At 64.7% G+C, this 21,399-nt stretch carries 15 protein-coding genes and 1 tRNA gene; 9 read left to right on the top strand and 7 right to left on the bottom strand.

All coding sequences use genetic code 11. From position 1 onward, the window contains the following. Positions 1-148 precede the first annotated feature (148 nt). Positions 149-826 carry an RlmE family RNA methyltransferase gene (locus tag BXU08_RS13285; protein ID WP_077510491.1) on the bottom strand — a complete coding sequence of 226 codons (678 nt, stop codon included), beginning with the start codon at positions 824-826 and terminating at the stop codon, positions 149-151. Beyond that, positions 823-1,878 (bottom strand): Ppx/GppA phosphatase family protein, encoded by a 1,056-nt coding sequence (locus BXU08_RS13280; RefSeq protein WP_077510490.1) that lies wholly within the window; start codon positions 1,876-1,878, stop codon positions 823-825. Before BXU08_RS13280 ends, BXU08_RS13285 begins: the two co-directional genes overlap by 4 nt. Positions 1,879-2,031: 153 nt before the next feature. Here BXU08_RS13280 and BXU08_RS13275 point away from each other — a divergent pair. After that, positions 2,032-2,105 (top strand) — tRNA-Gln (locus BXU08_RS13275). 953 nt (positions 2,106-3,058) lie between these two features. Here the strand turns inward: BXU08_RS13275 and BXU08_RS13270 are convergent. Continuing rightward, on the bottom strand, positions 3,059-4,006 hold the full coding sequence (locus tag BXU08_RS13270; RefSeq protein WP_077510489.1) for a manganese catalase family protein: 948 nt from the start codon (positions 4,004-4,006) through the stop codon (positions 3,059-3,061). A 40-nt stretch (positions 4,007-4,046) separates the two neighbouring features. Then, positions 4,047-6,440, bottom strand: a complete 2,394-nt coding sequence (gene glf, locus BXU08_RS13265; protein ID WP_253190374.1) for a UDP-galactopyranose mutase — start codon at positions 6,438-6,440, stop codon at positions 4,047-4,049. A 239-nt stretch (positions 6,441-6,679) separates the two neighbouring features. On the opposite strand from glf, the gene BXU08_RS13260 reads away from it, so the two are divergent. Next, positions 6,680-8,884: a sugar nucleotide-binding protein gene (locus BXU08_RS13260; protein WP_077512394.1), complete on the top strand. Its 2,205-nt coding sequence runs from the start codon at positions 6,680-6,682 to the stop codon at positions 8,882-8,884. Positions 8,885-8,961: 77 nt separating this feature from the next. On the opposite strand, the gene BXU08_RS13255 is transcribed toward BXU08_RS13260, so the two are convergent. After that, the gene (locus BXU08_RS13255) at positions 8,962-9,162 is read right to left on the bottom strand and encodes a hypothetical protein (protein WP_077510487.1); all 201 of its coding nucleotides are present in this window, start codon (positions 9,160-9,162) and stop codon (positions 8,962-8,964) included. 464 nt (positions 9,163-9,626) lie between these two features. On the opposite strand from BXU08_RS13255, the gene BXU08_RS13250 reads away from it, so the two are divergent. Then, complete coding sequence (locus BXU08_RS13250) at positions 9,627-12,737, top strand: helicase-related protein (RefSeq protein WP_077510486.1); 3,111 nt, start codon at positions 9,627-9,629, stop codon at positions 12,735-12,737. Between the two features lie 288 nt (positions 12,738-13,025). Here the strand turns inward: BXU08_RS13250 and BXU08_RS13245 are convergent, their stop codons facing one another. Together BXU08_RS13245 and BXU08_RS13240 are read right to left on the bottom strand one after the other, a co-directional pair. Beyond that, positions 13,026-14,183, bottom strand: coding sequence for a cellulase family glycosylhydrolase (locus BXU08_RS13245; RefSeq protein ID WP_253190373.1), 1,158 nt, complete (start codon positions 14,181-14,183; stop codon positions 13,026-13,028). 239 nt (positions 14,184-14,422) lie between these two features. Beyond that, entirely contained in the window at positions 14,423-14,866 is a 444-nt protein-coding gene (locus BXU08_RS13240) for a copper chaperone PCu(A)C (protein ID WP_171982518.1), read from the bottom strand. Positions 14,867-14,969: 103 nt separating this feature from the next. Between BXU08_RS13240 and BXU08_RS13235 the strand changes: the two genes are divergently transcribed. The 6 genes from BXU08_RS13235 to BXU08_RS13210 all read left to right on the top strand — a co-directional run bounded on the left by BXU08_RS13235 (position 14,970) and on the right by BXU08_RS13210 (position 21,399). Then, the gene (locus BXU08_RS13235; RefSeq protein WP_077510484.1) at positions 14,970-16,043 is read left to right on the top strand and encodes an ABC transporter substrate-binding protein; all 1,074 of its coding nucleotides are present in this window, start codon (positions 14,970-14,972) and stop codon (positions 16,041-16,043) included. 8 nt (positions 16,044-16,051) lie between these two features. Continuing rightward, a complete protein-coding gene (locus tag BXU08_RS13230; protein ID WP_171982517.1) occupies positions 16,052-16,657 on the top strand; it encodes an SCO family protein in 606 nt (201 codons plus the stop codon). Between the two features lie 7 nt (positions 16,658-16,664). Further along, positions 16,665-17,111 carry a hypothetical protein gene (locus BXU08_RS13225; protein WP_216352872.1) on the top strand — a complete coding sequence of 149 codons (447 nt, stop codon included), beginning with the start codon at positions 16,665-16,667 and terminating at the stop codon, positions 17,109-17,111. A 154-nt stretch (positions 17,112-17,265) separates the two neighbouring features. Next, on the top strand, positions 17,266-18,075 hold the full coding sequence (locus BXU08_RS13220; protein ID WP_077512388.1) for an ABC transporter permease: 810 nt from the start codon (positions 17,266-17,268) through the stop codon (positions 18,073-18,075). Next, complete coding sequence (locus BXU08_RS13215; protein ID WP_077510482.1) at positions 18,065-18,796, top strand: ABC transporter ATP-binding protein; 732 nt, start codon at positions 18,065-18,067, stop codon at positions 18,794-18,796. Before BXU08_RS13220 ends, BXU08_RS13215 begins: the two co-directional genes overlap by 11 nt. A gap of 377 nt (positions 18,797-19,173) precedes the next feature. After that, positions 19,174-21,399: a TonB-dependent receptor gene (locus BXU08_RS13210; protein WP_077510481.1), complete on the top strand. Its 2,226-nt coding sequence runs from the start codon at positions 19,174-19,176 to the stop codon at positions 21,397-21,399.

Genomic DNA, 21,399 nt, shown 5'->3' with positions numbered 1-21,399 from the left:
CAGCGACCAAACCAAAAGCGGCCCCGGAGCGATCCGGGGCCGTTTTTCGTTGCGCTCCGTTCGGGCTGAGCCTGTTGAAGGCCGCCTCTCCGCATGCGACGCGCCAGAGGATGGCCGCATTCGTCAAGCGCGCAGGGCGAACGAGGATCTACGCGGTTTCTTCGACGCGGCCCTTGAAGCCCTGCGCGACCACGAACCACTCGACCGAGCCCTTGCGGCTGGCCGGCGGCTTGGCGTGCTTCACGGTGGCGAAGTTGCGCTTCATTTCGGCGACCAGCGCCGAATCGGCACCGCCGGCAAACACCTTGGCGACGAAATCGCCGCCGGGCCCAAGCGTGCGGATCGCGAAGTCGAGGGCGGCCTCGACCAGCCCCAGCGTACGCAGCGCATCGGTCTGGGCGTGACCGACGGTGTTGGCCGCCATGTCCGACAGGATCAGGTCGGGCGCGCCGCCCAGTTCCTCGATCAGCCGTTGGGGCGCGGCATCGTCCATGAAGTCCATCTGGAGAATCGTCGCGCCGTCGATCGGATCGACCGGCAGCAAGTCGATCCCCACCACCACGGCCTTGGGCAGCCGCTTGCGCACCAATTGCGTCCAGCCGCCCGGCGCGATGCCGAGGTCGAGGACGCGCTTCGATCCTTTGAGAAAGTCGAATTTCTCATCGAGTTCGAGCAGCTTGTAGACCGCCCGGCTGCGATAGCCTTCGGCCTTGGCGCGCTTTACATAGGGGTCGTTGAGCTGGCGTTCGAGCCAGCGATTCGATTGCGGGGTCCGGCCCCGCGAAGTCTTCACGCGGGTATGCCCACGCCCGCCGCCGCGGCTCATATCGTATCCCCATTCATAAGACGCCGCAAAATGCCTTCGCGGATGCCGCGATCGGCTATTCCCAGCCGTTCGGACGGCCAGAAGTCGAGGATGGTCTCGAGGATCGCGCACCCCGCCACCACCAGATCGGCGCGTTCGCCGCCGATGCACGGCACCTGCGAACGCTCCGCCATGCTCATCAGCGAGATTCGCCGGCTGACGTCGCGCATCGCCGCCGACGGCACGATCAGTCCGTCGACGACCGATCGATCGTAGGCCGGCAGGCCCAGATGGACGCTCGCCAGCGTCGTCACGGTGCCGGACGTGCCCAGCAGCCGCCGCGTGCCCTTGGGCGTCTTGAGCCGCGCGACGAACGGCGCGAAGCTCTCGGACACCCGCGCGCGCATATCGGCATAGACCGCCGCCCCCTGATCGGCGCCGTTGGCAAGGCCCGCGGCTTCGGTGAGCGAGACCACGCCCCAGGGCGCGCTGTGCCAGTCGAGGATGCGCGGCACCGCCGCGCGCGAATCGACCAGGACGAGCTCGGTCGATCCCCCGCCGATGTCGAACACCAATGCCGGACCGTCGCCGGGTTCGAGCAGCGCATGGCAGCCCAGCACCGCTAACCGCGCCTCTTCCTCGGCAGTGATGATGTCGAGCGCGATTCCGGTCTCGTGATAGACCCGCTCGATGAATGCGGAACCGTTGGAGGCCTGGCGGCACGCCTCGGTCGCGACCGAGCGCGCCAGCGCGACATTGCGCCGCTTGAGTTTGTCCGCGCAGATCCGCAGCGCCGCGAGCGTACGGTCGATCGCCGCGTCCGAAAGCTTGCCTGTCGTGGCGAGGCCCTCGCCCAGCCGGACGATTCGCGAAAACGCGTCGATCACGGTGAAGCCGGTCCCTTGCGGCCGGGCGATCAGCAATCGGCAATTATTGGTGCCGAGATCGAGTGCGGCGAAGTGGCGCGATTCGGGCCAGCGTGCGCGGGCTGGCCGGTCCTCCGGCGGCCTGGGTATCGGTGGAGCGGAACCATCGTTCCGGCCGCGGGGCACTCTGGCTGGGCCATCCCCCATTACTTACTACTCACTTATATTCTGATCCGTCTCGGCCATGGCGACCGTCCGGTGCTTGGGTGCGAGGCTAGCGCAGCGGAAGGTGCGGAGCAAGGCGCGGTAGAGAAGCGCCGTTGACAGCGCCCGAAGCCCGCCCTATTTCGCCGGCCCTGTTGCCCCGTCGTCTAAAGGTAAGACTACGGACTCTGACTCCGTCAATTGAGGTTCGAATCCTCACGGGGCATCCAGCTTTCCCGACCTAAGTGGTTGAGAATGTACCATAGTCCGAGTGATGCGTCTCGGCGTTCCCGCATTTGGCTCCTCGTAAGCTCTTGAACGATGATGATCGTTTGCGAACGAGTGCGACAAGAAGCCCTTACTGAAGCTGGGATCGACCGCTAGGCAGCCGGAGGTGTTTTCTTGGCGATTGCCGCGTCCCGTTGTCGCTTGAGCTGGGGACGCTACCAAGCGAATCGTCAGCTAGACGCCGATCAATCCCTCAACGTGCCTCTCAGCCTAGGCAAATGACCTCCCACGCCGCTCGAGGCTGTTCGTGCCTAATGTGGACTCGTCGGCACCGGCTGCCTCGACGGCAGCTGTGCGCCCAAAGTCGGCCCTTTAGCGTCGCTGCACCGCCCCCAAACGCAGATGTCCGTTCGTTGGGGTTAAATCGCAGCTGTTGCCGCTTGCGGCCAATCCGTGTGAATTGCATCGGCTCGATAAGCGGAGTCGAGTGGCTAAATTACGAAGCTCAGCGCCGGGATGACAACGCTAGGACGTTCACGCAGGCGACCGGCAACAGGCACTCGCTGAGGTTGGTGTAACGGGCGTGCGGTCGGGAACGAATTCGATGCTCGGCACGAGCTTGGCTTCCACGGAAAGCAATACAAGCCCTTCTGATCGTGCACGTCGATCAGGCGGGATATCCGAGGTCCAGCGCGAGGACGGATCAGCCGGGCGGTCGGGCGTGCATGCTGACCCTTGATCAGCTGACGGACGATATGCGTTCCATGCCTCGAACGAAGAAGTGCGTTCGCTTCGATTCGCCATTTGGCCCGCCTTGCGCTTTCTTGCCCTAAGACAAGCGGCCGCCAGTTGGCCAATTGCAGAAACGCTTTCTGGCGATCGACTCGAAGAAGGAGGCGCCGCGACAATGTCGCGACGCCTCGTTTCGATTCCACCAAGGGCGAACAGGCATGAACTAAAGCGCGTCGGCCATCTTCGCGGCATCCGCGATGTCTTCGGCGCCGCCGAGATCTTCGCCCGTGATCAAGCCTGCACCGGGGCCCGCGCCGAGATCGACGCCGGTCTCGGGGTCGCTTTCCGGATCCGATGCGGTCCGTGCCGCCAGCTTGTCGGCTACTGCGGCATCGCCCTTGGCGAGCGTGACGGTCGCGGTGCCATCGCCGTCATCGATCGGCATGGTCTGCTCGAGATCGTCAATCCGCACCCATTGATCGCCGGTATTCCAGGGGCCGTCCGTGTCGCCTTCGCCTTGCGACGTGTTGACATAGATGTTGGCGAACTTCTCGATCCCCGGCAGCTTGCCCGACGGGAAATTGTCCTCGATCGCGTAGAGCGCCTTTTCGAACGACTTCTGGTGCGCGATTTCGCGGGTCATCAGGAACCCGAGTGCGTCCTTGATGCCCGGATCGTCGGTGATGTTGATGAGGCGCTCATAGACGATCTTCGCGCGACTTTCGGCAGCGATGTTCGAGCGCATGTCGCAGGTCGGGTCACCGCGGCTGTCGATATAGGCGGCGGTCCATGGAACACCGGACGAGTTCGTCAGCGAGGGACCGCCGCCGAACAGCAGCGACTGGGTATGGCTGTTGCCGCCCGCCGTCATCGAGAGATAGAGCTCGGCTTCTTCCATCGCGGCTTCGGCGAGCTGGGCCTTCGCACCCTTGTTCAGCATCGCGACGATCGATCCGATCACCTCGAGATGGCTGAGCTCTTCGGTTGCGATGTCCAGGAGTAGATCCTTGCGGCCCGCGTCGAGTTCGCCCAACCCCTGCGTGAAGTAGCGCATCGCCGCCGCGAGCTCGCCGTCGGCACCGCCGAATTGCTCGAGCATGAGTGATGCCAGAACCGGGTTCGGCTCCGACACCCGGACGGTATATTGTAGCCGTTTGTTGTGCATGAACATGATGCGCTCCTGTCGTCGTTAAAATCGTGCGGAATTTCGTTCAGCCCGCGCTGACCTTGCGTGCCGGCTGCTCGACGGCGGTCCGGGCGTCGGGATAGGCAGGTTCGGCCGATGACGAGGCCATCCGGCGATAGGTGGCGAGCGCCTGCCCGACGACCTGATCCATATTGTAATAGCGATAGGTCGCGAGCCGGCCGACGAACGTCACGCCGGACAGGCCGAGCGCCAGCGCTTCGTAACGCTTGAACAGCGCCTGGTTCTCGGGCCGGGGAATGGGATAATAGGGATCGCCCGTCGCGCTGGGGATCTCCCAGGTCAGGCTGGTACGCGGCGCGATCTGGCCGGTCAGATGCTTGTATTCAGTGATCCGGGTGTGCGGCACCGATTCCGCCGGGAAGTTGACCACCGCGACGTCCTGGAACCACTCACAATCGCGCGTCTCGTGCCGGAATTCGAGCGATCGATAGGGAAGCTTGCCGTATCGGTAGCCGAAATATTCGTCGATCGGCCCGGTGAAGACGAGGTGGTCGTGCGGATAGGCCTCGCGCGCTTCCTCGAAATCGACTCCGAGCAACAGGTCGATATTGGGGTGATCGAGCATGCGCTCGAACATCTTCGTGTAGCCGTCGCGCGGCATCGCCTGGAAGCTATCGTTGAAATAGCGATCGTCGGTGGAGGTTCGCGTGGGCACTCGCGCGGTGACCGACTTGTCGAGCTCGGACGGATCCATGCCCCATTGCTTGCGCGTATAGCCTCGGAAGAAGGTCTCGTAGAGTTCGCGGCCGACCTTCGAGATCACGACATCGGCCGAGGTGACGATCGGCTCGACCGGTTCGGCCTTGCCGGCGAGAAAGGCTTCCGCCTCGGCATCGCTGGAGAGATCGAGTCCATAGAGCAGATTGAGCGTGGTGCGGTTGATCGGCATCGGCACGCGCAGCCCGTCGATATCGGCCAGCACGCGGTGCTCGTATGGACGCCACTCGGTGAAGCGCGACAGATAGTCGACGATATCGCTCGAATTGGTGTGGAAGATATGGGGGCCATATTGATGGATCAGCACCCCCGCATCGTCGAGCCGGTCGAACGCGTTGCCGGCTACATGCGGCCTGCGATCGACCACCAGCACGCGCTTGCCGCCATCGCGGGCGAGACGCTCGGCCATCACCGCGCCGGCAAAGCCAGCGCCCACGACCATTACGTCATAACGTTTCACGCGTTCGGCCGGCCAGCTGGTCGGCGAGACGATCGGGTGGGCGCGATCCGCAGCGCGGATGGCCAGCGCGATCAGCTCGGACATATGCTGGAACGTCCGGTCCCACGACATGCGGGCCAACAGGACGTCGATTTCCACGCGCCAGGCGCCCGCGTCGCGTGACATTGCGAGCGCGGCATCGCAGGCCTCGACAAAGGCCTGCGGGGTGTTCGCAATCTTGACCGCTGCGACCTTGCCGTAATGACGGATGACGTCGGCGATCGGGGTCGACACCACCGGGCGCCCCGCGGCGAGATATTCCGGCGTCTTGGTCGGGCTGATGAAGCGCGTCGAATCGTTGATCGCGAACGGCATCAGGGCGACGTCCCAGCCACCCAGATAGGCCGGCAGTTCGTCATAGGTCTTGCCGCCGAGATACTGGAGATTGGGGCGCTGCGGCAGATCGGCGGGATCGATCTTGACCACCGGGCCGACAATGACGATCGACCAGTCCGGCCGCGCGTCGGCGACATGCGCCAGCAAGGCGAGGTCCATCCGCTCGTCGACCACGCCGTAGAAGCCGAAGCGCGGCCGCGGCAGGCCGGCCTGGTCCGCGGGATCTTCGTCGTGCGAACGCGCCGAGGCGAAGTGCGCGACGTCCACGCTGGACGGGAAGGCGTGAACGTTCGCGTGCCTGCCGCGCTTCGCCTCGTAAAGGCTGTAGCCGCCGGTGAAGACGATATCCGCCTGTTCGAACAGGCGCAGCTCGAGCTGCATCAGCTCGGCGGGTGCGTTCTTGAAATTGGCCAGCTCGTCCATGCAGTCATAGACGACGCACTGCGCTTCGACATGCTCGGAGAAGGGGAGCATCATCGGCGTATAGTACCAACGCATCAAGGGCTGCCCGGCATCGGCGAGGCAGGTGTCGAGCAGGCGCTTGAGCATCGCGGTTTCGTTCGCCGGCGACTGGCCGCGCGGCAGCTGCGGCGTTGCAACGGTGACTCCGGTGACGGCGCAACGCGCGGTCTCGAGCCACGGGGTCTCGCGTTCGTCCAGATAGTGCGGCTCTTCCCAGTACAGCACGTCACGTTCGCGGGCGAAGCGGCTCATCAGGTGCTGCGGACGCTGGAAGACAAATGCCCAGCGCAGATGGCTGAAGCAAAGTACGGGGCCGGCGCGCGTAGTCCCACCGCGCGTGTCGTCATTCTCCGGTACGTGACCGAAGGCGCTCAACCGGACCATGCATTTTCCCTAAATTGGAGCCGAGACCTGAAAAGAAAATCTCGTAAGGTGTGAACAACGGGACAAAATGTTCGTTCCCCAAAAAGTCCGCATGACATTGATTTATTGCAAAAATTGATCTGGATCATCAATTGATCCAGATCAATTACAGAAAGGCAATAAATAAAACTCGCCGGTGTAACTTTCAAAATGCCAAAATTATAAGGCTATTATTTACGGATATGTTGGTTGAAAAGCTGATGGCCGCGCCGATCGAGCTGTGGGGTGGGCATGAGTGCACGGTAAATCGGGTCGGCGAACGCTTCAGCGACCAGTCGCTGATCAGCGGTCACGATACGCGGCATGACGATCTCGACCGCTTCGCGGCGCTGGGCGTCACAGCGTTGCGCTACCCGGTCTTGTGGGAACGTATTGCGCCCGCCGATCCGTCTACACGCGACTGGGAGCGGACCGATGCGAGGCTCGAACGGCTGCGATCACTGCAGATCAGGCCGATCGCCGGGCTGGTCCATCATGGCAGCGGTCCGCGTTACACCAATCTGCTCGACGAAGACTTTGCGCGAGGGCTGTCGGTCTTCGCCGGCGCGGCCGCGGCGCGGTACGAATGGATCGAGGACTGGACGCCGATCAACGAGCCGCTCACCACGGCGCGCTTCTCCGCGCTCTATGGACATTGGTATCCGCATGCCAGCGACGAGCGCAGCTTCTGGCTTGCCTTGCTTAACCAGATCGACGGGATCCGACTGTCGATGCGGGAGATCCGCATCGTCAATCCGTCCGCGCGGCTGATCCAGACCGAGGATCTGGGCCGCAGCTGGTCGACTGCGCCGCTTCGTCATCAAGCAGGCTTCGACAATGTGCGGCGCTGGATGACGTGGGACCTGCTGTGCGGGCGCGTCGTCCCCGAACATGATTTGTGGAACCGGCTGGCGAATTTCGGCTTTGCCGCTCGCCTTGCCGCGATCGCCGATGATCCGTGCAGTCCTGACGTCATCGGCGTGAATCATTACCTCACCAGCGACCGCTTCCTCGACCATCGCCTGCGCCGCTATCCGGCGCATGCGATCGGTGGGAACGACGAAGAGCGCTATGCCGACGTCGAGGCGATCCGCGTGCTGAGCCCGGCACCCGCGGGGTTGCGCGGGGCGCTGCGCGAAGCGTGGCTGCGCTACCGGATTCCACTCGCAGTCACCGAGGTGCACAATGGCAGCACGCGCGACGAGCAAATGCGCTGGATGGGCGAGGCATGGCAAATCGCCGGAGAGCTGCGCCAGACAGGTGTCGATATCCGTGCCGTGACGAACTGGGCGTTGCTGGGAAGCCAGGGCTGGAACACGCTGCTGACCGGCACGGGGCGGTATGAAGCCGGAGCATTCGACACCAGAAGCGGCGCGCCGAAACCGACCGCCGTCGCGGATTTGCTGGGCGCGCTCGACCATCCGGAGGTCCAGCATCCGGTGATGCGGGGAGCAGGCTGGTGGCGGCGGCCGATCCGGTTGCTGTATCCCCCGGTGCCGCGCGCCGCGCCGGTGATCGAGACCGGTTCCGCCAAGGATCGGCAGGCGCCGGTGCCGCCGCTGCTGATCTGTGGTGCGTCCGGCACGCTCGGCCGTGCGCTGGCCAAAGCCTGCGTCCATCGCGACATCGGCCATGTGCTGCTCGATCGCCACGCGCTCGATGTGACCGAGCCGGCGAGTATCTCAGCTGCGCTCGATACGCACCGACCATGGGCAGTGATCAACGCCGCGGGCTGGGTGCGGGTGGACGAAGCGGAGGAAGCCGCCGAGGCGTGCATCCGAGTCAACACCGATGGCGCGACTGCGCTGGCGCGGCAATGCGCGGAACGCGGCATCCCCACCTTGAACTTCTCGAGCGACCTCGTCTTCGACGGCGCGAAGCGATCGCCCTATCTCGAGGCAGATGTTACCGCGCCGCTTTCGGTCTACGGAACGAGTAAGGCGCACGCCGACGCGGCGATCGCCGCGATCGAGGGCGCGCATCTCGTCATCCGCACCGCCGCGTTCTTCTCGCCTGACGACCCGCACAATTTCGCGATGCAGTTCGTCGCGCGCCTGCTCTCGGGAGAGCGCTTCGCTGCATCCGCTACGCATATCGTCTCGCCGACCTACGTCCCGCATCTCTGCGATGCCGCGCTCGATCTGCTGATCGACGGCGCAACCGGTCTTTGGCATGTCGCCGGCGACACCGGATTGTCCTGGCATGATTTCGCCCGGCGGATCGCCGATCGTTGTGGCCTGCAGCAGGCGCTCATCGACGAGTCTTCTCCGCATGAACTGAGTTGGAAAGCCGAGCGGCCGGCCTATGCTGCATTGGGAACCAGCCGCGGGCTGGCGATGCCGAGCCTCGATGCCGCGATAGGCCAGTTTTGCGATTCGCTGCCAGTTCCGTCGCGCGCCGCGCCTGTCGCTATGACCGATGCCTGAGAAGGAAGGTAGCGCGTAGATCGCGCAATCTTTGCCGCAGCACGTGCCCGCCGCGGCAGGCGAAACGGTCCATCGGCCTAAAGCGGTGAGCCCGAATGGACTATCCTTGCGTCGCCATCGGCACCGTCGCCCTTGGCGTTGTCCGGATCATTTTCCTCGCCCGGGTTGTCGCCACTCGCGGTGCCAATCTCTTTGCCTGCGTCGGGATGCACCGGGCGTTCGTTGGCCGGCCGATGTCCAGCCTCGGGCGGTATCTCCGGCGTTTCTCGGTTGTCCATCTCCGTCTCTCCTCATCGGACCCAACGCGCCGCGCATGCCTTCGGGCCAGCCAGCGCGCGGGCTCGCAGGGGGTCACGGAACGTGCGGGCACGCGCGACGAGGCGGCGGACCCGCTCGCGGGCGTCGGTTGGGCGCTATCGACGTCGGGGAGCACCCTCGATACGCCTTCGCTGATCTTGTTGGGTCGTGGCGTTCGGATTGTCGGGCCCCCGCAGCTGTGGCCGCGCTGCCCACCGATGGGGAAGGGCTACGCTTCCAGCCCTGCCCGTCGATAAATTTGTGCCGCCCGCGGGCTGTGCGGGATATCGCACGTTCTCAGCGAGTTATAGGCCCGCCGCGCTGCGCGGCTCTCATGGGGGATCGTGCAAGTGGATGTGACAGGCGTCGAAGCGATTTTCGCTTCATCGAGCACAATGCGTGCCCGTGCCGCGCTCGCGGCCACATTCGTGCGGATGCAGGGCTGATGTCGCTGTTCTGGACGGCCTCGCAGATTGCGGCGCGGCTGGAAGCGAAGGATGTGGTCTATCTCGCAGACGACGACCAGGAGGCGCAGGCGCTGACCGCGATGCTGCGCGCGATCCTTCCGGATCGAGCGATCTTCTTCATACCCTCCAGCGACGCATTGCCCGGCGACAGCGCGCCGGCGTCGCCCTCGAACGCGGGTGCGCGCGTTGCGGCGCTGCACGCGCTGCGACTTGCGCAACTGACTTCCGGACGTGCGAATTTCGCCTGCGTGCTCAGCGGAGAGGCGGCTGCCCGATTATATCCGCCGCCCGCGTCCTTCGACCGGGCATTGCCGCGCCTCTCGGTCGGAGATCCGATTGAAATCGAAGCCTTCACGACGATGCTCGCGGAAATCGGTTACTTTGCCGATGACCGCGTCGACGAACCAGGCGAGATGGCAGTGCGCGGCGAGGTGGTGGACATCTTCCCGGCCGATGCAGGGCTCCCCGCACGGATCGACGTGGCCGATGGCAGGATCGTGGCCATACGCCCCTATGACCCGGTCACCCAGCGCAGCGTCGACGAAGTAAAGACGCTGGAGATCGGACGCGCCGCCGAGCCGTCGGAGCAGGGCGCCGTATCGATCCTCGCGCATTTCCAGCCGGGGTTGCTCGCCATGTCCGAGCGCGCGGACAAGCGCCGGCGCCGTTTTCTTCAACTCGCCACCGACGCGGCGAGCGGCAAAAGCGGCGGCCTCGAAGCGGTCGCGGAGACGGATTGGACGAAGGCGATGGCGGGCTGGGAAGTCATGCATTTCGATGCCGCGTTCCAGCCGGTGCCGCGCTTTGCCGAGAAGCGCGCGCCGCTTCCGGCGCTGGTGCGATATGTGAAGCCGCTGCTCGAAACGCGGCCGCTGGTGCTGGCGGGAAGCCAGCGCGACCTGCGCTTCCTGCGCGCTCGGATCGCGAAGCGGCTGGGGCTCGCGCTGACGGAGATGGCGAGTTGGGCGGACGTCGACGGGCTTGCGCCCGGCACGGCGGGGTTGCTCGAGACGCCCGCCGACGCCGGCTTCGTCGACGCGCGCGTTATCCTCGTCAGTGCCGCCGATCTGCTCGGGAGCCGCGCCCTTGCCGACGATCGCACGACCGCCGGTGCCAACCCCTGGTCGGCGGGTCTTGCTGAACTGCGCATCGGCGATGTCATTGTCCATGAAGAACATGGCGTCGGACTTGTCAGGGGCCTTGAGCCGGCACCGGGCAGCGAAGGCGGCGAGATGATCGCGCTAGAATATGCCGGCGAAGCGCGCCGGCTGGTGCCGGTTGCCGAGGCCGACCGCATCTGGCGCTACGGCGCCGACGCCGATGCCGTCACGCTCGACAAGCTCGACGGCTCGTCGTGGCGCAAGCGCCGCGGCGAGATCAGCGCCACGATCACCGAGACCGCAAGCGCGCTTGCCGCCCTTGCCAAGGCCCGCGAACGACTGGAGGCGCCCGTTCTCCAGCCCGATGCCGCCGGCTACGAGCAGTTCGCCAGCGGATTTCCTTTCAATGAGACCGCTGATCAGGCGCGTGCGATCGCGGCCGTTCGCGCGGACCTCGGCTCCGGAAAGCCGATGGATCGGCTGGTGGTCGGCGATGTCGGGTATGGGAAGACCGAGGTCGCGCTGCGTGCTGCCGCGCTTGCCGCACTCGCCGGCCACCAGGTCGTGGTGGCTGCGCCGACGACGGTTCTCGTGCGCCAGCATCTCGCGAGCTTCCAGCGGCGGTTCGCAGCCTCGGGCCTCACGGTTGCCGGTCTCTCCCGCCTGTCGAGCACTGCGGAGAAAAAAGCAACGAAGGCCGGCCTTGCCGATGGCTCGATTGATATCGTCATCGGGACCGGCGCAGTGATGGGCAAGGGCGTCACCTTTGCCAAGCTCGGCCTGGTCGTTATCGACGAGGAGCAGCGCTTCGGCGCCGCGGACAAGGCGCGGCTTCGCGGTGCGGGCGATATCCATCTGCTCAGCCTCAGCGCGACGCCGATCCCGCGCACGCTGCAAATGGCGTTGATCGGGCTCCAGCAGATTTCGATCATCGCGACGCCCCCGGCGCGGCGCCAGCCAATCCGCACCAGCCTCGACCAGTTTGACGAAACCCGTATCCGTACCGCGCTTGTCCGCGAGAAGGGCAGGGGCGGCCAGAGCTTCGTCGTCGTGCCGCGCATCGAGGACATGGCGAGCGTTGCGGACAAGCTGCGGCGGGCGGCGCCCGAACTCGCGCTCGTCGAAGCGCATGGCAAGATGGCGCCCGGCGAGATCGACGCCGCGATGGTGGCGTTCGCTGATGGCGAAGGCGACATCCTGCTGGCGACCAACATCATCGAGGCGGGCCTCGACGTTCCGCGGGCCAATACGATGATCGTCTGGCGCGCGGACCGCTTCGGCCTGGCCCAGCTGCATCAATTGCGCGGCCGCGTCGGGCGCGGCAATCGCCGGGGGCAGGTCCTGCTGCTGACGGCGAGCGAAGATGCGATCGGCGAGCGCACGCTCAAGCGCCTGCGCACCCTCGCCAACTTCGATCGGCTGGGCGCAGGGTTCGACATCAGCGCGCGCGATCTCGATATGCGTGGTGCGGGCGATCTGTTGGGTGACACCCAGGCCGGGCACGTCAAGCTGATCGGGATCGACTTGTACCAGCACCTTCTGGGGCAGGCGCTGCGCGAGGCACGTGGCGAGGATAGCGAACGCTGGACCCCGGAGATCAATATTGGGGGCGGGGGTGCGCTGCCCGAGGGTTGGATCCCCGAGCCCGATCTGAGGCTGACCTTGTACCTTCGTCTCAGCCGCCTCGATCACGATGCCGAGATCGACGCCTTCGAAGAGGAGCTCGCCGACCGCTTCGGACCGCTACCGCCCGAGACGGCGGAGTTGCTGGCGCATGCCCGGCTGCGCGCGGCGGCGCGCCATGCGCGCGTCGGGCGCATCGACGCAGGGCCTTCCGCGATCGCGCTGACGCCGCGTCGCGATTTTACTGCCGATGCAGCTTCGCACGGACTTACGATGAAGAACGAACGCCTGCTGCTCGTCGAGGCCGTCGATCCGGGCAGCCGCGTCGAGCGGGTACAGTCGCTGCTCGAGGATATCGCGGCGTAAGCGCCTCACGCTCCGGCGAGGGTGACGGGCTTAGCCTGGAGTGACCACTCTACCTTAAACCTGTGCGTCGTCCTGCGGGGAAGGCCGGCAACAGGCGCATGTCGGAGCCTTGGGGCCCTTTACCTGTGCGGCCAACCGGCGCCGTTCCCTGCGGTTCGGCAAAGTGGGCAGCGCCGCCGTTGCTTGATGTTCATCGTCGATCGCCATTGCTTGCCAACGCTCGCGGGCACCCGTGGTTGCGGCCTGGTTCTGGCGACGCGTGACTACGTCACGGTGTGCGCCCTCGGCCTATGCCGCTCGCGCGTTAGCGTTAGCCTTCTCCCCAGGGCGAGCGGGCACCGCGCTCTTCTCGCTCGGAATCTCGATAAGCGGCCAGGCGGGCGTCCGGCTATCGATAGCATTGAGCAGGCGGAGGAACTCGACTTCCTGCGGATCGTGCGCGACCCCGCCGGCATCGAAGATGTCGTGGAACCATTTGTCCTGAAGCCCGGCGAGGTTCGGGTTCTCCCACGACTGCCAGGGAAGATGCGTCTGCGTCTTGCCGCGAACGAGGCCCCAGCAGAATGCGCCCACGCCGCATTCCTTTGCAACGGGCAGGATCGCCTCGAACGTGCTTCCCGCCGGACGCGCCATGAATTCGGTGCACAGGAGCGGACGGTCGAACGCGCGCAACCAGCCGACCCGCGCGAGAAAATCGGACGCGACGCCGTAATTATGGAAGGAAACCACATCGGACAAGGCGGTCTGGGCCTGCTGGAGGGGCGTGAGCCGGTCGGTCGACGACCAGTCACCAAGCCAGATCGCGCTGGTCAGCGGTTGCATCGGATCCATATCGCGTGCCCAGCCGAACGCATCGCGCATCAGCGGCAGAACGAGGTCCGCCTTGGCGGCGAGCTCGTCCGGGTTGCACAGCGACACTTCGGGGCCATTGTCCGGCTCGTTCCAGATATCCCAGGCAAGGATGCGCGGATCCTTGGCGAAATGCCCCACCACGCCGCGGACATAGGCTTCGAGACGCGCACGCTGGGCAGGGTCGCGGAGCGCAGGCAACCCCGGCGACTGGACCCAGCCCGAATTGTGCACGCCTGGTATCGGCTCGGGTTGCGGTCCCAGTTTCGGTTCGGGATGCCAGCACGAGTCGAACAGGACGAGCATCGTCCTGATATTGTTGCGCTCGGCCGCGGCGAGAACGAGCGCGATCCGCTCGAGCACGCCAGCCGCATCGTCGACCCACAACAGGTCATGGAGATACACGCGTACGGCATTCATGCCGACCGACGCCGCCAGTGCGAGCTCGGATTCGATCAGCGGCAGGTCGAACGTCGCCGCCTGCCACATCTCGAGCTGATTGATCGCATTGGAGGGCGTGAAGTTGCAGCCCATCGGCCAAGGGCGCGCAGCCCACCAGTCTTTCGCTTCGTCGATCGACCACCGCTCTCGCATCATTCCACTCCTGCGCACGTATCAACTCACTGATACTGCGCTGGAATTCCAGAATAGCCGTCAATGTTGAACTACGAATCTATCCTTACGCGTAGTTGGCCGCTGAAGTTCGGTCGGCATCCTCGCGCATCGCAGGCTTGCCGATCAGCGCACGCAGGGCAGCGAGGAGCGTTGCCATCACCACCGGCTTTTGGAGGCAGGGCGTATCGAACGGATCCGGGGGCACGACACCTCGGTTCGGGCTACATCGGCGACATAGGAGGCGCCGCAGCCGGTTCGATGACGGAAACCGTAACCTGGCGCTCGCCTGCCTTCTCGAATTTGAGCGTGAGCGGGAAGGTCTGCCCGGCTTTGAGCGGCTGGTTCAGGTCGGCCAGCCAGACATGCAGCCCCATCGGATTCAGACTCACCGCCTTGCTGGCCGGGACATCGATTCCCTTGAGATACTTCATCTCCATGGCGCCGCTGCCGCCCTCCATCGTCATGAGGTCGGTTCGCTTGGCGACGGGGGTAGATGCGGAAAGGAATCGATCCGCGGTCCCGGAGTTGATCGTCATATACACGGCCGCGTTTGCGGTGCGGCCGACCGTGTCGCGCGCCCACACATCCTTCAGTTCGATCGGCGCCGCCTGCTGGCAAGCCAGAAGCGGTAGCGAAAGGACAAAGACGAGAGCCGTTCGCGTCATGATAATCTCTCCAACGCCGTGCCCGCCACGGCAGCGGTCCCGCCGGCATGAAGGCCTGCCTTGTGCGGCGAGACGCCGATTTGCTACCCTCATCGCGGACCTTATGGAAAGCAAGCCTTCTCCAGGCACCGGCCTCGGCCGCGTTGTCGACCGCCGCCTGATGGTGCGCGGCGCGGTTGCTGCGGGCGTCGCCGCCGCTGTGGCACTTCCTGTGCGCAGGTTGCTGATACCCGCCGCTGTGGCCGAGCCCGTGACGGTTGGTGGCCTCGCGGTGACGTGCAACCTGACGCTGCCGGTCGCCTGTGCCGCCAACCAGGCGGCCAACCCCTTTGGCACGCGCGACGCGGCGCAGTTCGATTTCAAGTTCGCCAAATACAGCGGATGGCCTGAGCTGAAAGAGTCGCTGATGTCCGGCGACCTGCAGGCGGCTTATATGCTGGCGCCGCTGGTGATGGACTTGGCCGACAAGAAGGTCCCGGTGAAGATCGTGTCGATCGGCCACCGGTCCGGCGCGGTGATCATGGTCCGCACCGATTCCCCTTACCGAACCTTCAGCGACTTGCGCGGCAAGCGCGTCGCGATCCCTAGTCGCTTCGCCGTCGACTTCCTGTTCCTGCGCAAGATGCTGGCGCACGAGAGCATGACGACCGACGATGTCGATATCGTCGAGATGGCGCCGGCGGACATGCCGGCCGCGCTTTATGTGAAGGGAGTCGACGCCTATTGCACCGGTGAGCCCTTCGGCGCAGCAGCGCAGCGCGCCGGCTATGCCCGGGTCCTGCGGATGACGCGCGACGAATGGCCTCGGTACATGTGCTGCGTGCTGACGGTGCGCGAGGAGCTGATCAGGTCGAATCGGCCGCTGGTGCAGAACATGGTCAATTACGTGCTCGCCGCGGGTGCCTGGCTCGATGGGCAACGAAAGAACCGGGAGACGGCGGTGCGGATCGCCGCGCAACGCGAATATTTCAACCAGGATCCCAATATCCTGCGCTTCGTGATGGACCATCCCGAGGATCGCGTGACCTATGGCGACCTGCGGATGATCCCGAGTGAGTTCGACGATCTGATGCGGCAGGCCGTCGCGGCAGGCGCGCTAAAGCATCCGGTCTCCTATGCGAAATATGTAGATGAGAGCTTTGCACATGCGGCCCGGCCGGCATCGATCGCGCTCTGACTATGCCCGTGCGCCCAAGAGTCGCGATCCTCGCCGCGGTCTTGCTGCTCGCCGCGCTGGTCGCAGGCGTGATAACCAAGCGCTCCACGCCGCGGTCTACATCGCCGCGGGCGTTGAAGGCGGGCGTATTCGATCCGCCGCACCAGGCGCCCGGCTTTACGCTACGCGGATCCGACGGATCCGACGTGACGCTGGCGCGCTACCGGGGCAAGGTCGTGCTACTGACGTTCGGCTTTACCCACTGCGCGACAGTCTGTCCGACCACCCTGGCGACGCTCGCACAGGCGCGCGCCACGCTTGGCGCGCCCGGCAACTCGGTGCAGGTGATCTATGTTACCGTGGACCCGGCGCGCGACACCGCGGAGCATATGCGGGGATATCTCACGGCCTTCGATCGCAGCTTCGTCGGCGCGACAGGCGCGCCCGAAGCATTGGCGTCGGTGCGCAAGCAATATGGCGTCACGGCTGTCAAGCAAGGCTCGGGCGCCGATTATGCGATGGCCCATACCTCGTCGATTATCCTGATCGATCGCGGCGGCATGTTGCGGGCGGTAATGCCCTTTGGACATGAGCCGGCGGACTTCGTGCACGACATAAAGCTCCTGCTGGAATAGCTGGGGCATGCGGCTGAGCTCTTGGACGCGCGCGGCAGTCCGGCACCCGATCGCGATGGTGCTCTCACTCCTCGCGCTCGGCGCGCTTGGATGGGCAGCGCTCGCTCCCATCGCGGTGGCGTCGCATGATGCGGTCTACGAGATTCCCCGCGGCACCTACGCCCACCGCGCCGCGGGTGAGAAAGTCGATATCTTTCCGCAGACGATCCGGCTGAGGCTGGGGCTCAAGGACGTGCTGGTGCTCAAGAACGCGGATGAAGTGCCGCACATCTTCGGCCCGACGCTCATCATGCCTGGACAAAGCTTCCGACTGCCGTTCGAAACGGCATCGACCTACAGCTTTGAGTGCACCGCGCACCCTCATGGCGGGCTCCATGTGATCGTGGAGCCGGGTCCCGCACCTGGATTGGAAAGACTCCTCTGGCGCTGGCATTCGCTCATCAGCGCCGCTTGATCGTTGATTGCCGAGCCTCAAGGCGCCTTGTATCGCGGAAACCAAATTGCAGGCACATTACTACCTTGTTGCTCCTATACAACACTATGCGCCGGCAAAGTGGAAATATGTCGGGGCGCGACGCGGCGGCTGCTGTTTCCAGGTTGTGAATTCGATGCCGCTGTTCAAGCTTCTGGCGCGGAAGCGAGGGGACGTGAGGGAAATCGACAGCAAGCTGATGCGGGTTCTGCCCCCGCTGCTCCTGATCGCGCTTCTGATCGCGATCTGGTGGGTCGTCGTCGACCGGAGCGACAGCCCGATTTTCCCGACCCCGTGGCAGGTCGCGACGGGCGCATGGGCGCTCGCGAAGGACGGCACTTTGTGGCAGCACATCGAGGCGTCTCTGTTCCGCGTCGAAATGGGCTTCGGGCTAGCGCTTCTGGTGGGCGTGCCGCTGGGCCTGTGGATGGGCTGGGTGTCCGGCGCCTTCTATACGCTGAACCCGCTGTTCCAGATGCTGCGGCCGATTTCGCCGATCGCCTGGATCCCGGTTGCCATTCTCTGGTTCGGGGTCGGCGACTTTTCGCCGATCTTCCTGATCTTCATATCCTCGGTCTTTCCGATGATGGTGCAGACGACGGTCGGCGTGCGTACGATCGATCGGCGATATCTGAGGGCAGCGGCGAATTTCGGCGTTTCGCGATCCGTCCTGTTTCGCCGGGTCGTGATTCCTGCGGTGCTGCCGGAGATCATCGTCGGGATGCGGATCGGCCTGGGCGTCGCTTGGCTGGTCGTTGTCGCCGCCGAGATGATCGCGCTGAACTCCGGCCTTGGCTATCTCATCATGGACTCGCGCAACGCCGGCAACCGCTACGATCTGGTGATCGCGAGCATGATCCTCATCGGCGTGATCGGCTTGCTGCTCGATGGCATGACCCGCCTGCTCGAGCGGCTGAAGATGGTGAAGTGGCGCTATGTCCGATAGCAAGATCGCCATCGACGGCGTCAGCAAGGGTTTTGGAGCGCTTTCGGTCGTTGGCGGCGTGAGCTTCGACGTTCGCGAGGGCGAGTTCGTCGCGATCGTGGGCCCTTCGGGCTGCGGCAAGTCCACCTTGCTGAACATCATCGCCGGCTTCGAGCGTCCGGACCAGGGCCAGGTCAGGATCAACGGCGTCGCGCGCACAGGGCCGAGCCGCAACGGAATCATGATTTCCCAGCACGGGTCTGTGTTCCCTTGGCTTACAGTGCATGAAAATCTCATGTTCGGCCTGAGCGGCACCAGCCATGGCGACAAGAGGGCTCGCGCCGACCGCTATATCGACATGGTCGGGCTCGCTGGTTTCGAGGCGGCCTATCCGCACGAGCTGTCGGGCGGCATGCTCAAGCGCGTCGAAATCGCGCGCGCGCTCGTGGTGAAGCCCGAAATCCTCTACATGGACGAGCCCTTTTCGGCGCTCGACGCGCTGATGAGCCTGAGGATGCAGACCGAGCTGCGGCGCATCCTCGACGAAGAGCGCCACACGGTGCTGCTGATCACGCATGATGTCGAGGAAGCGATCTTCCTTGCCGACCGCATCCTGGTGCTATCGCCGCGGCCGACGATGATCCAGACGACATTCGACGTGGACCTTTCGCATCCACGCAAGCTCTCGGACCCGAGGGCGCAAGTGCTACGCGAGGCGATCCTGAAGGAACTGGGCCTTTAAGCCCCATTCGGGCGGCGCGCGATGCGTTGGAGCAAGGGCGCGCTTCACGATCTACGTATCCCGTCTGAGGATTCGGTCGATTTACAAGGGTGAAACCTGCTCCTTGCGTCGCCCGGGTTTGTTCACACGAAGCCCATCGGGCAATATGCGCAAAGCGCTTGGGGTTCTCAACTTTGAACCTATGAGCCTACATATTCTCCATCGGAGTGTAGGTACGTTTCTACAATGTTGCGAGCCTGCAACAAACTGGCGCTGGTTTGGAAAAACTGCGCCCTGGAGACCGGTTGGTCCGTTTTGGAGGCTTGCGGGCTTGCACATTTCTCGTCTCCCTTAGGCGCGAGCCGGAAAGATAAACCGGCCGGGGGAGAGGCTTCTACATGCAGAATTATCGTGTCCTGTTGCTCGCAGGGCTTTCGCTGACAACGTTGGCGGCCGTGCCGGCTGCCGCGCAGGAAGCCGCCAACGTGGTGGGCCTCCAGGAATCCGGTAGCGACGAGATCCTCGTTACCGCCCGCAAGCGCGCCGAGACGCTGCAGGACGTGCCGATGGCCGTCACCGCCGTTACGGATACCGATCTGGCGATCCGCAATGTCCAGGACGTCAACGGTCTCTACGGCGAGGTGCCGGGCCTGTTCAGCGCGCCGGGCAGCGTCAACAACAGCGCCGACAGCGCTTATCTCACGATGCGCGGCGTTGGCTTCAACGCCGGACTCGAGCCAGCGGTCGGCGTCTTCCTCGACGGCATGTACGTGCCCCAGCTCGGCTTCGACACTGCCTTCCTCGACCTCGAGCGCGTCGAAGTATTGCGCGGGCCGCAGGGCACCCTGTTCGGGCGCAACACCCAGGGCGGCGCGCTCAACCTGGTCAGCCGCCGGCCGGACGCGGATCTGCGCGGCAAGGTCCAGCTCGAGGCGGCAGAGTTCGGCAGCTACCGCGCTTCGGGCTCGCTCAGCGGCCCGATCACCGGCGGGCTCTATGCCGGCGTCAGCGGCGAATATCGCACCACCGACGGGTATCTCCACAATGTCGTGCTCGGCGGCATGCAGGACTGGTCTCGCCAGACGTCGCTGCGCGGCACGCTGCGCTGGGTGCCGTCGGATAGCATCGAGGTGATGCTGATCGGCGACTATAGTCACCGCCGCTACAATGAGGCGATCCGCGGTGTCCGCCTCGCTACGCATCGCTATGAGAGCCTGGTCGATCAGGACCAGCCCGACACCAAGGACAATCACGGTGTCCAGTTGAACGTCACCGCCCAGCTCGGCGGCGGCATCACGCTCACCTCGATCAGCGGCTATCGCTATTCGGCGGCCGACGTGTTCACCGACATGGACAGCCGGATCAGCGTCCAGAACACAGCGACCCTGCCGGCCTTCCTGCCGGTTGCAACGACGCCGCAGACCTTCAAGGGCGCCACGCTCGACGTCAACACGCGCCAGAGGTTCAAGAGCCAGGAACTCCGCCTCAACGGCAGCTTGGGCAACCTCGACTGGCTCGCTGGCGGCTATTATTTCGATCAGGATCAGGACTTCGATCGCTATCGCCGTGTCGGCCCGGGCACCCGTCCGTTCCCGGCAGCGCTCTACATCTACGAGAACCATATCGACGACCGCGATGGCTATGCCGCTTTCGGCCAGGCGAGCTGGAAGGTGACCGACAAGGTCGAGCTGACCGGGGGCGGGCGCTGGTCGCGCGAGACGGTGGTGGGCACCGGCAATCGCGGCCAGGTATTCGGCCCGCCGCTCAACCAGTTCCAACCGGTCAACAGAAACGCGCATGCGAGCTATAGCAATTTCGCCTGGATGGCCTCGGCCTCATACAAGGCGACGCCAGGCGTGCTGGCTTATGCCACCTACGCCGAGGGCTGGAAGGCGGGCGGGATCAATCGCTCGGGCAGCGCCGCGGCCAACGCACCCTATGCGGATGAAAGCTCGCAGAATTACGAGCTGGGCCTCAAGGCAGGCACGCGTGACCAGGCGCTGACGGTCAACCTGGCGCTCTACCATATCAAGATCGCCAACCAGCAGGTGACCAACGTCATCCCCGATCCAGGTGGCGGCCCGACCCCGGTGAGCGTGGTCGAGAATGCCGCGGGCAGTCATGTGACGGGCTTCGAGGCGGAAGTATCGGTGCGCCCGTTCGAGGGGCTGCGCCTGCACAGCGCCTTCTCCTATTCGCGCTCGCGCTTCGACTCGTTCGTCCGGGCCTTCACGCTGACCGACAAGACCGACTTCTCCGGCACGCCCTTCGAGAATGTGCCGGAGACGACCGCGTTCGCGGCGGCCGACTATCATCTGCCGATCGGCGGCAAGCAGGCGATCGATTTCCACGCCGAATATCAGTTCGTCGATTCGATCATCATCCAGGATAACACCCGCGCCTCTAGGTCGGGCGACCAGCTCACCGCGCCGGCCTATGACCGGATCAATGCCAGTGTGAGCTACGACATGGGCAACGGCATCCGCCTGACCGGCTTCGTCAACAACCTGCTCGACAGCTTCGACTACGCCTTCCCCTCGAGCGATCCGCTCCTCGGCGGGGACGTGTTCGTGGCGCCGCTGCCGCCGCGCCAATTCGGCATCCGGGGATCTTTCAGCTTCTAA

The organism is Sphingomonas sp. LM7, from assembly GCF_002002925.1.
GTDB lineage: Bacteria > Pseudomonadota > Alphaproteobacteria > Sphingomonadales > Sphingomonadaceae > Sphingomonas.
Note: the sequence above shows the minus strand (reverse complement) of the source record. Positions and strands in the feature narration are given on the sequence as shown.

Bases quoted from the DNA above. Each gene is read 5' to 3' on its own strand.
- BXU08_RS13285 (WP_077510491.1), bottom strand. From the start codon at position 826: ATGAGCCGCGGCGGCGGGCGTGGGCATACCCGCGTGAAGACTTCGCGG.
- BXU08_RS13280 (WP_077510490.1), bottom strand. From the start codon at position 1,878: ATGGGGGATGGCCCAGCCAGAGTGCCCCGCGGCCGGAACGATGGTTCC.
- BXU08_RS13270 (WP_077510489.1), bottom strand. From the start codon at position 4,006: ATGTTCATGCACAACAAACGGCTACAATATACCGTCCGGGTGTCGGAG.
- glf (WP_253190374.1), bottom strand. From the start codon at position 6,440: ATGGTCCGGTTGAGCGCCTTCGGTCACGTACCGGAGAATGACGACACG.
- BXU08_RS13260 (WP_077512394.1), top strand. From the start codon at position 6,680: ATGGCCGCGCCGATCGAGCTGTGGGGTGGGCATGAGTGCACGGTAAAT.
- BXU08_RS13255 (WP_077510487.1), bottom strand. From the start codon at position 9,162: ATGGACAACCGAGAAACGCCGGAGATACCGCCCGAGGCTGGACATCGG.
- BXU08_RS13250 (WP_077510486.1), top strand. From the start codon at position 9,627: ATGTCGCTGTTCTGGACGGCCTCGCAGATTGCGGCGCGGCTGGAAGCG.
- BXU08_RS13245 (WP_253190373.1), bottom strand. From the start codon at position 14,183: ATGATGCGAGAGCGGTGGTCGATCGACGAAGCGAAAGACTGGTGGGCT.
- BXU08_RS13240 (WP_171982518.1), bottom strand. From the start codon at position 14,866: ATGACGCGAACGGCTCTCGTCTTTGTCCTTTCGCTACCGCTTCTGGCT.
- BXU08_RS13235 (WP_077510484.1), top strand. From the start codon at position 14,970: ATGGAAAGCAAGCCTTCTCCAGGCACCGGCCTCGGCCGCGTTGTCGAC.
- BXU08_RS13225 (WP_216352872.1), top strand. From the start codon at position 16,665: ATGCGGCTGAGCTCTTGGACGCGCGCGGCAGTCCGGCACCCGATCGCG.
- BXU08_RS13220 (WP_077512388.1), top strand. From the start codon at position 17,266: ATGCCGCTGTTCAAGCTTCTGGCGCGGAAGCGAGGGGACGTGAGGGAA.
- BXU08_RS13215 (WP_077510482.1), top strand. From the start codon at position 18,065: ATGTCCGATAGCAAGATCGCCATCGACGGCGTCAGCAAGGGTTTTGGA.
- BXU08_RS13210 (WP_077510481.1), top strand. From the start codon at position 19,174: ATGCAGAATTATCGTGTCCTGTTGCTCGCAGGGCTTTCGCTGACAACG.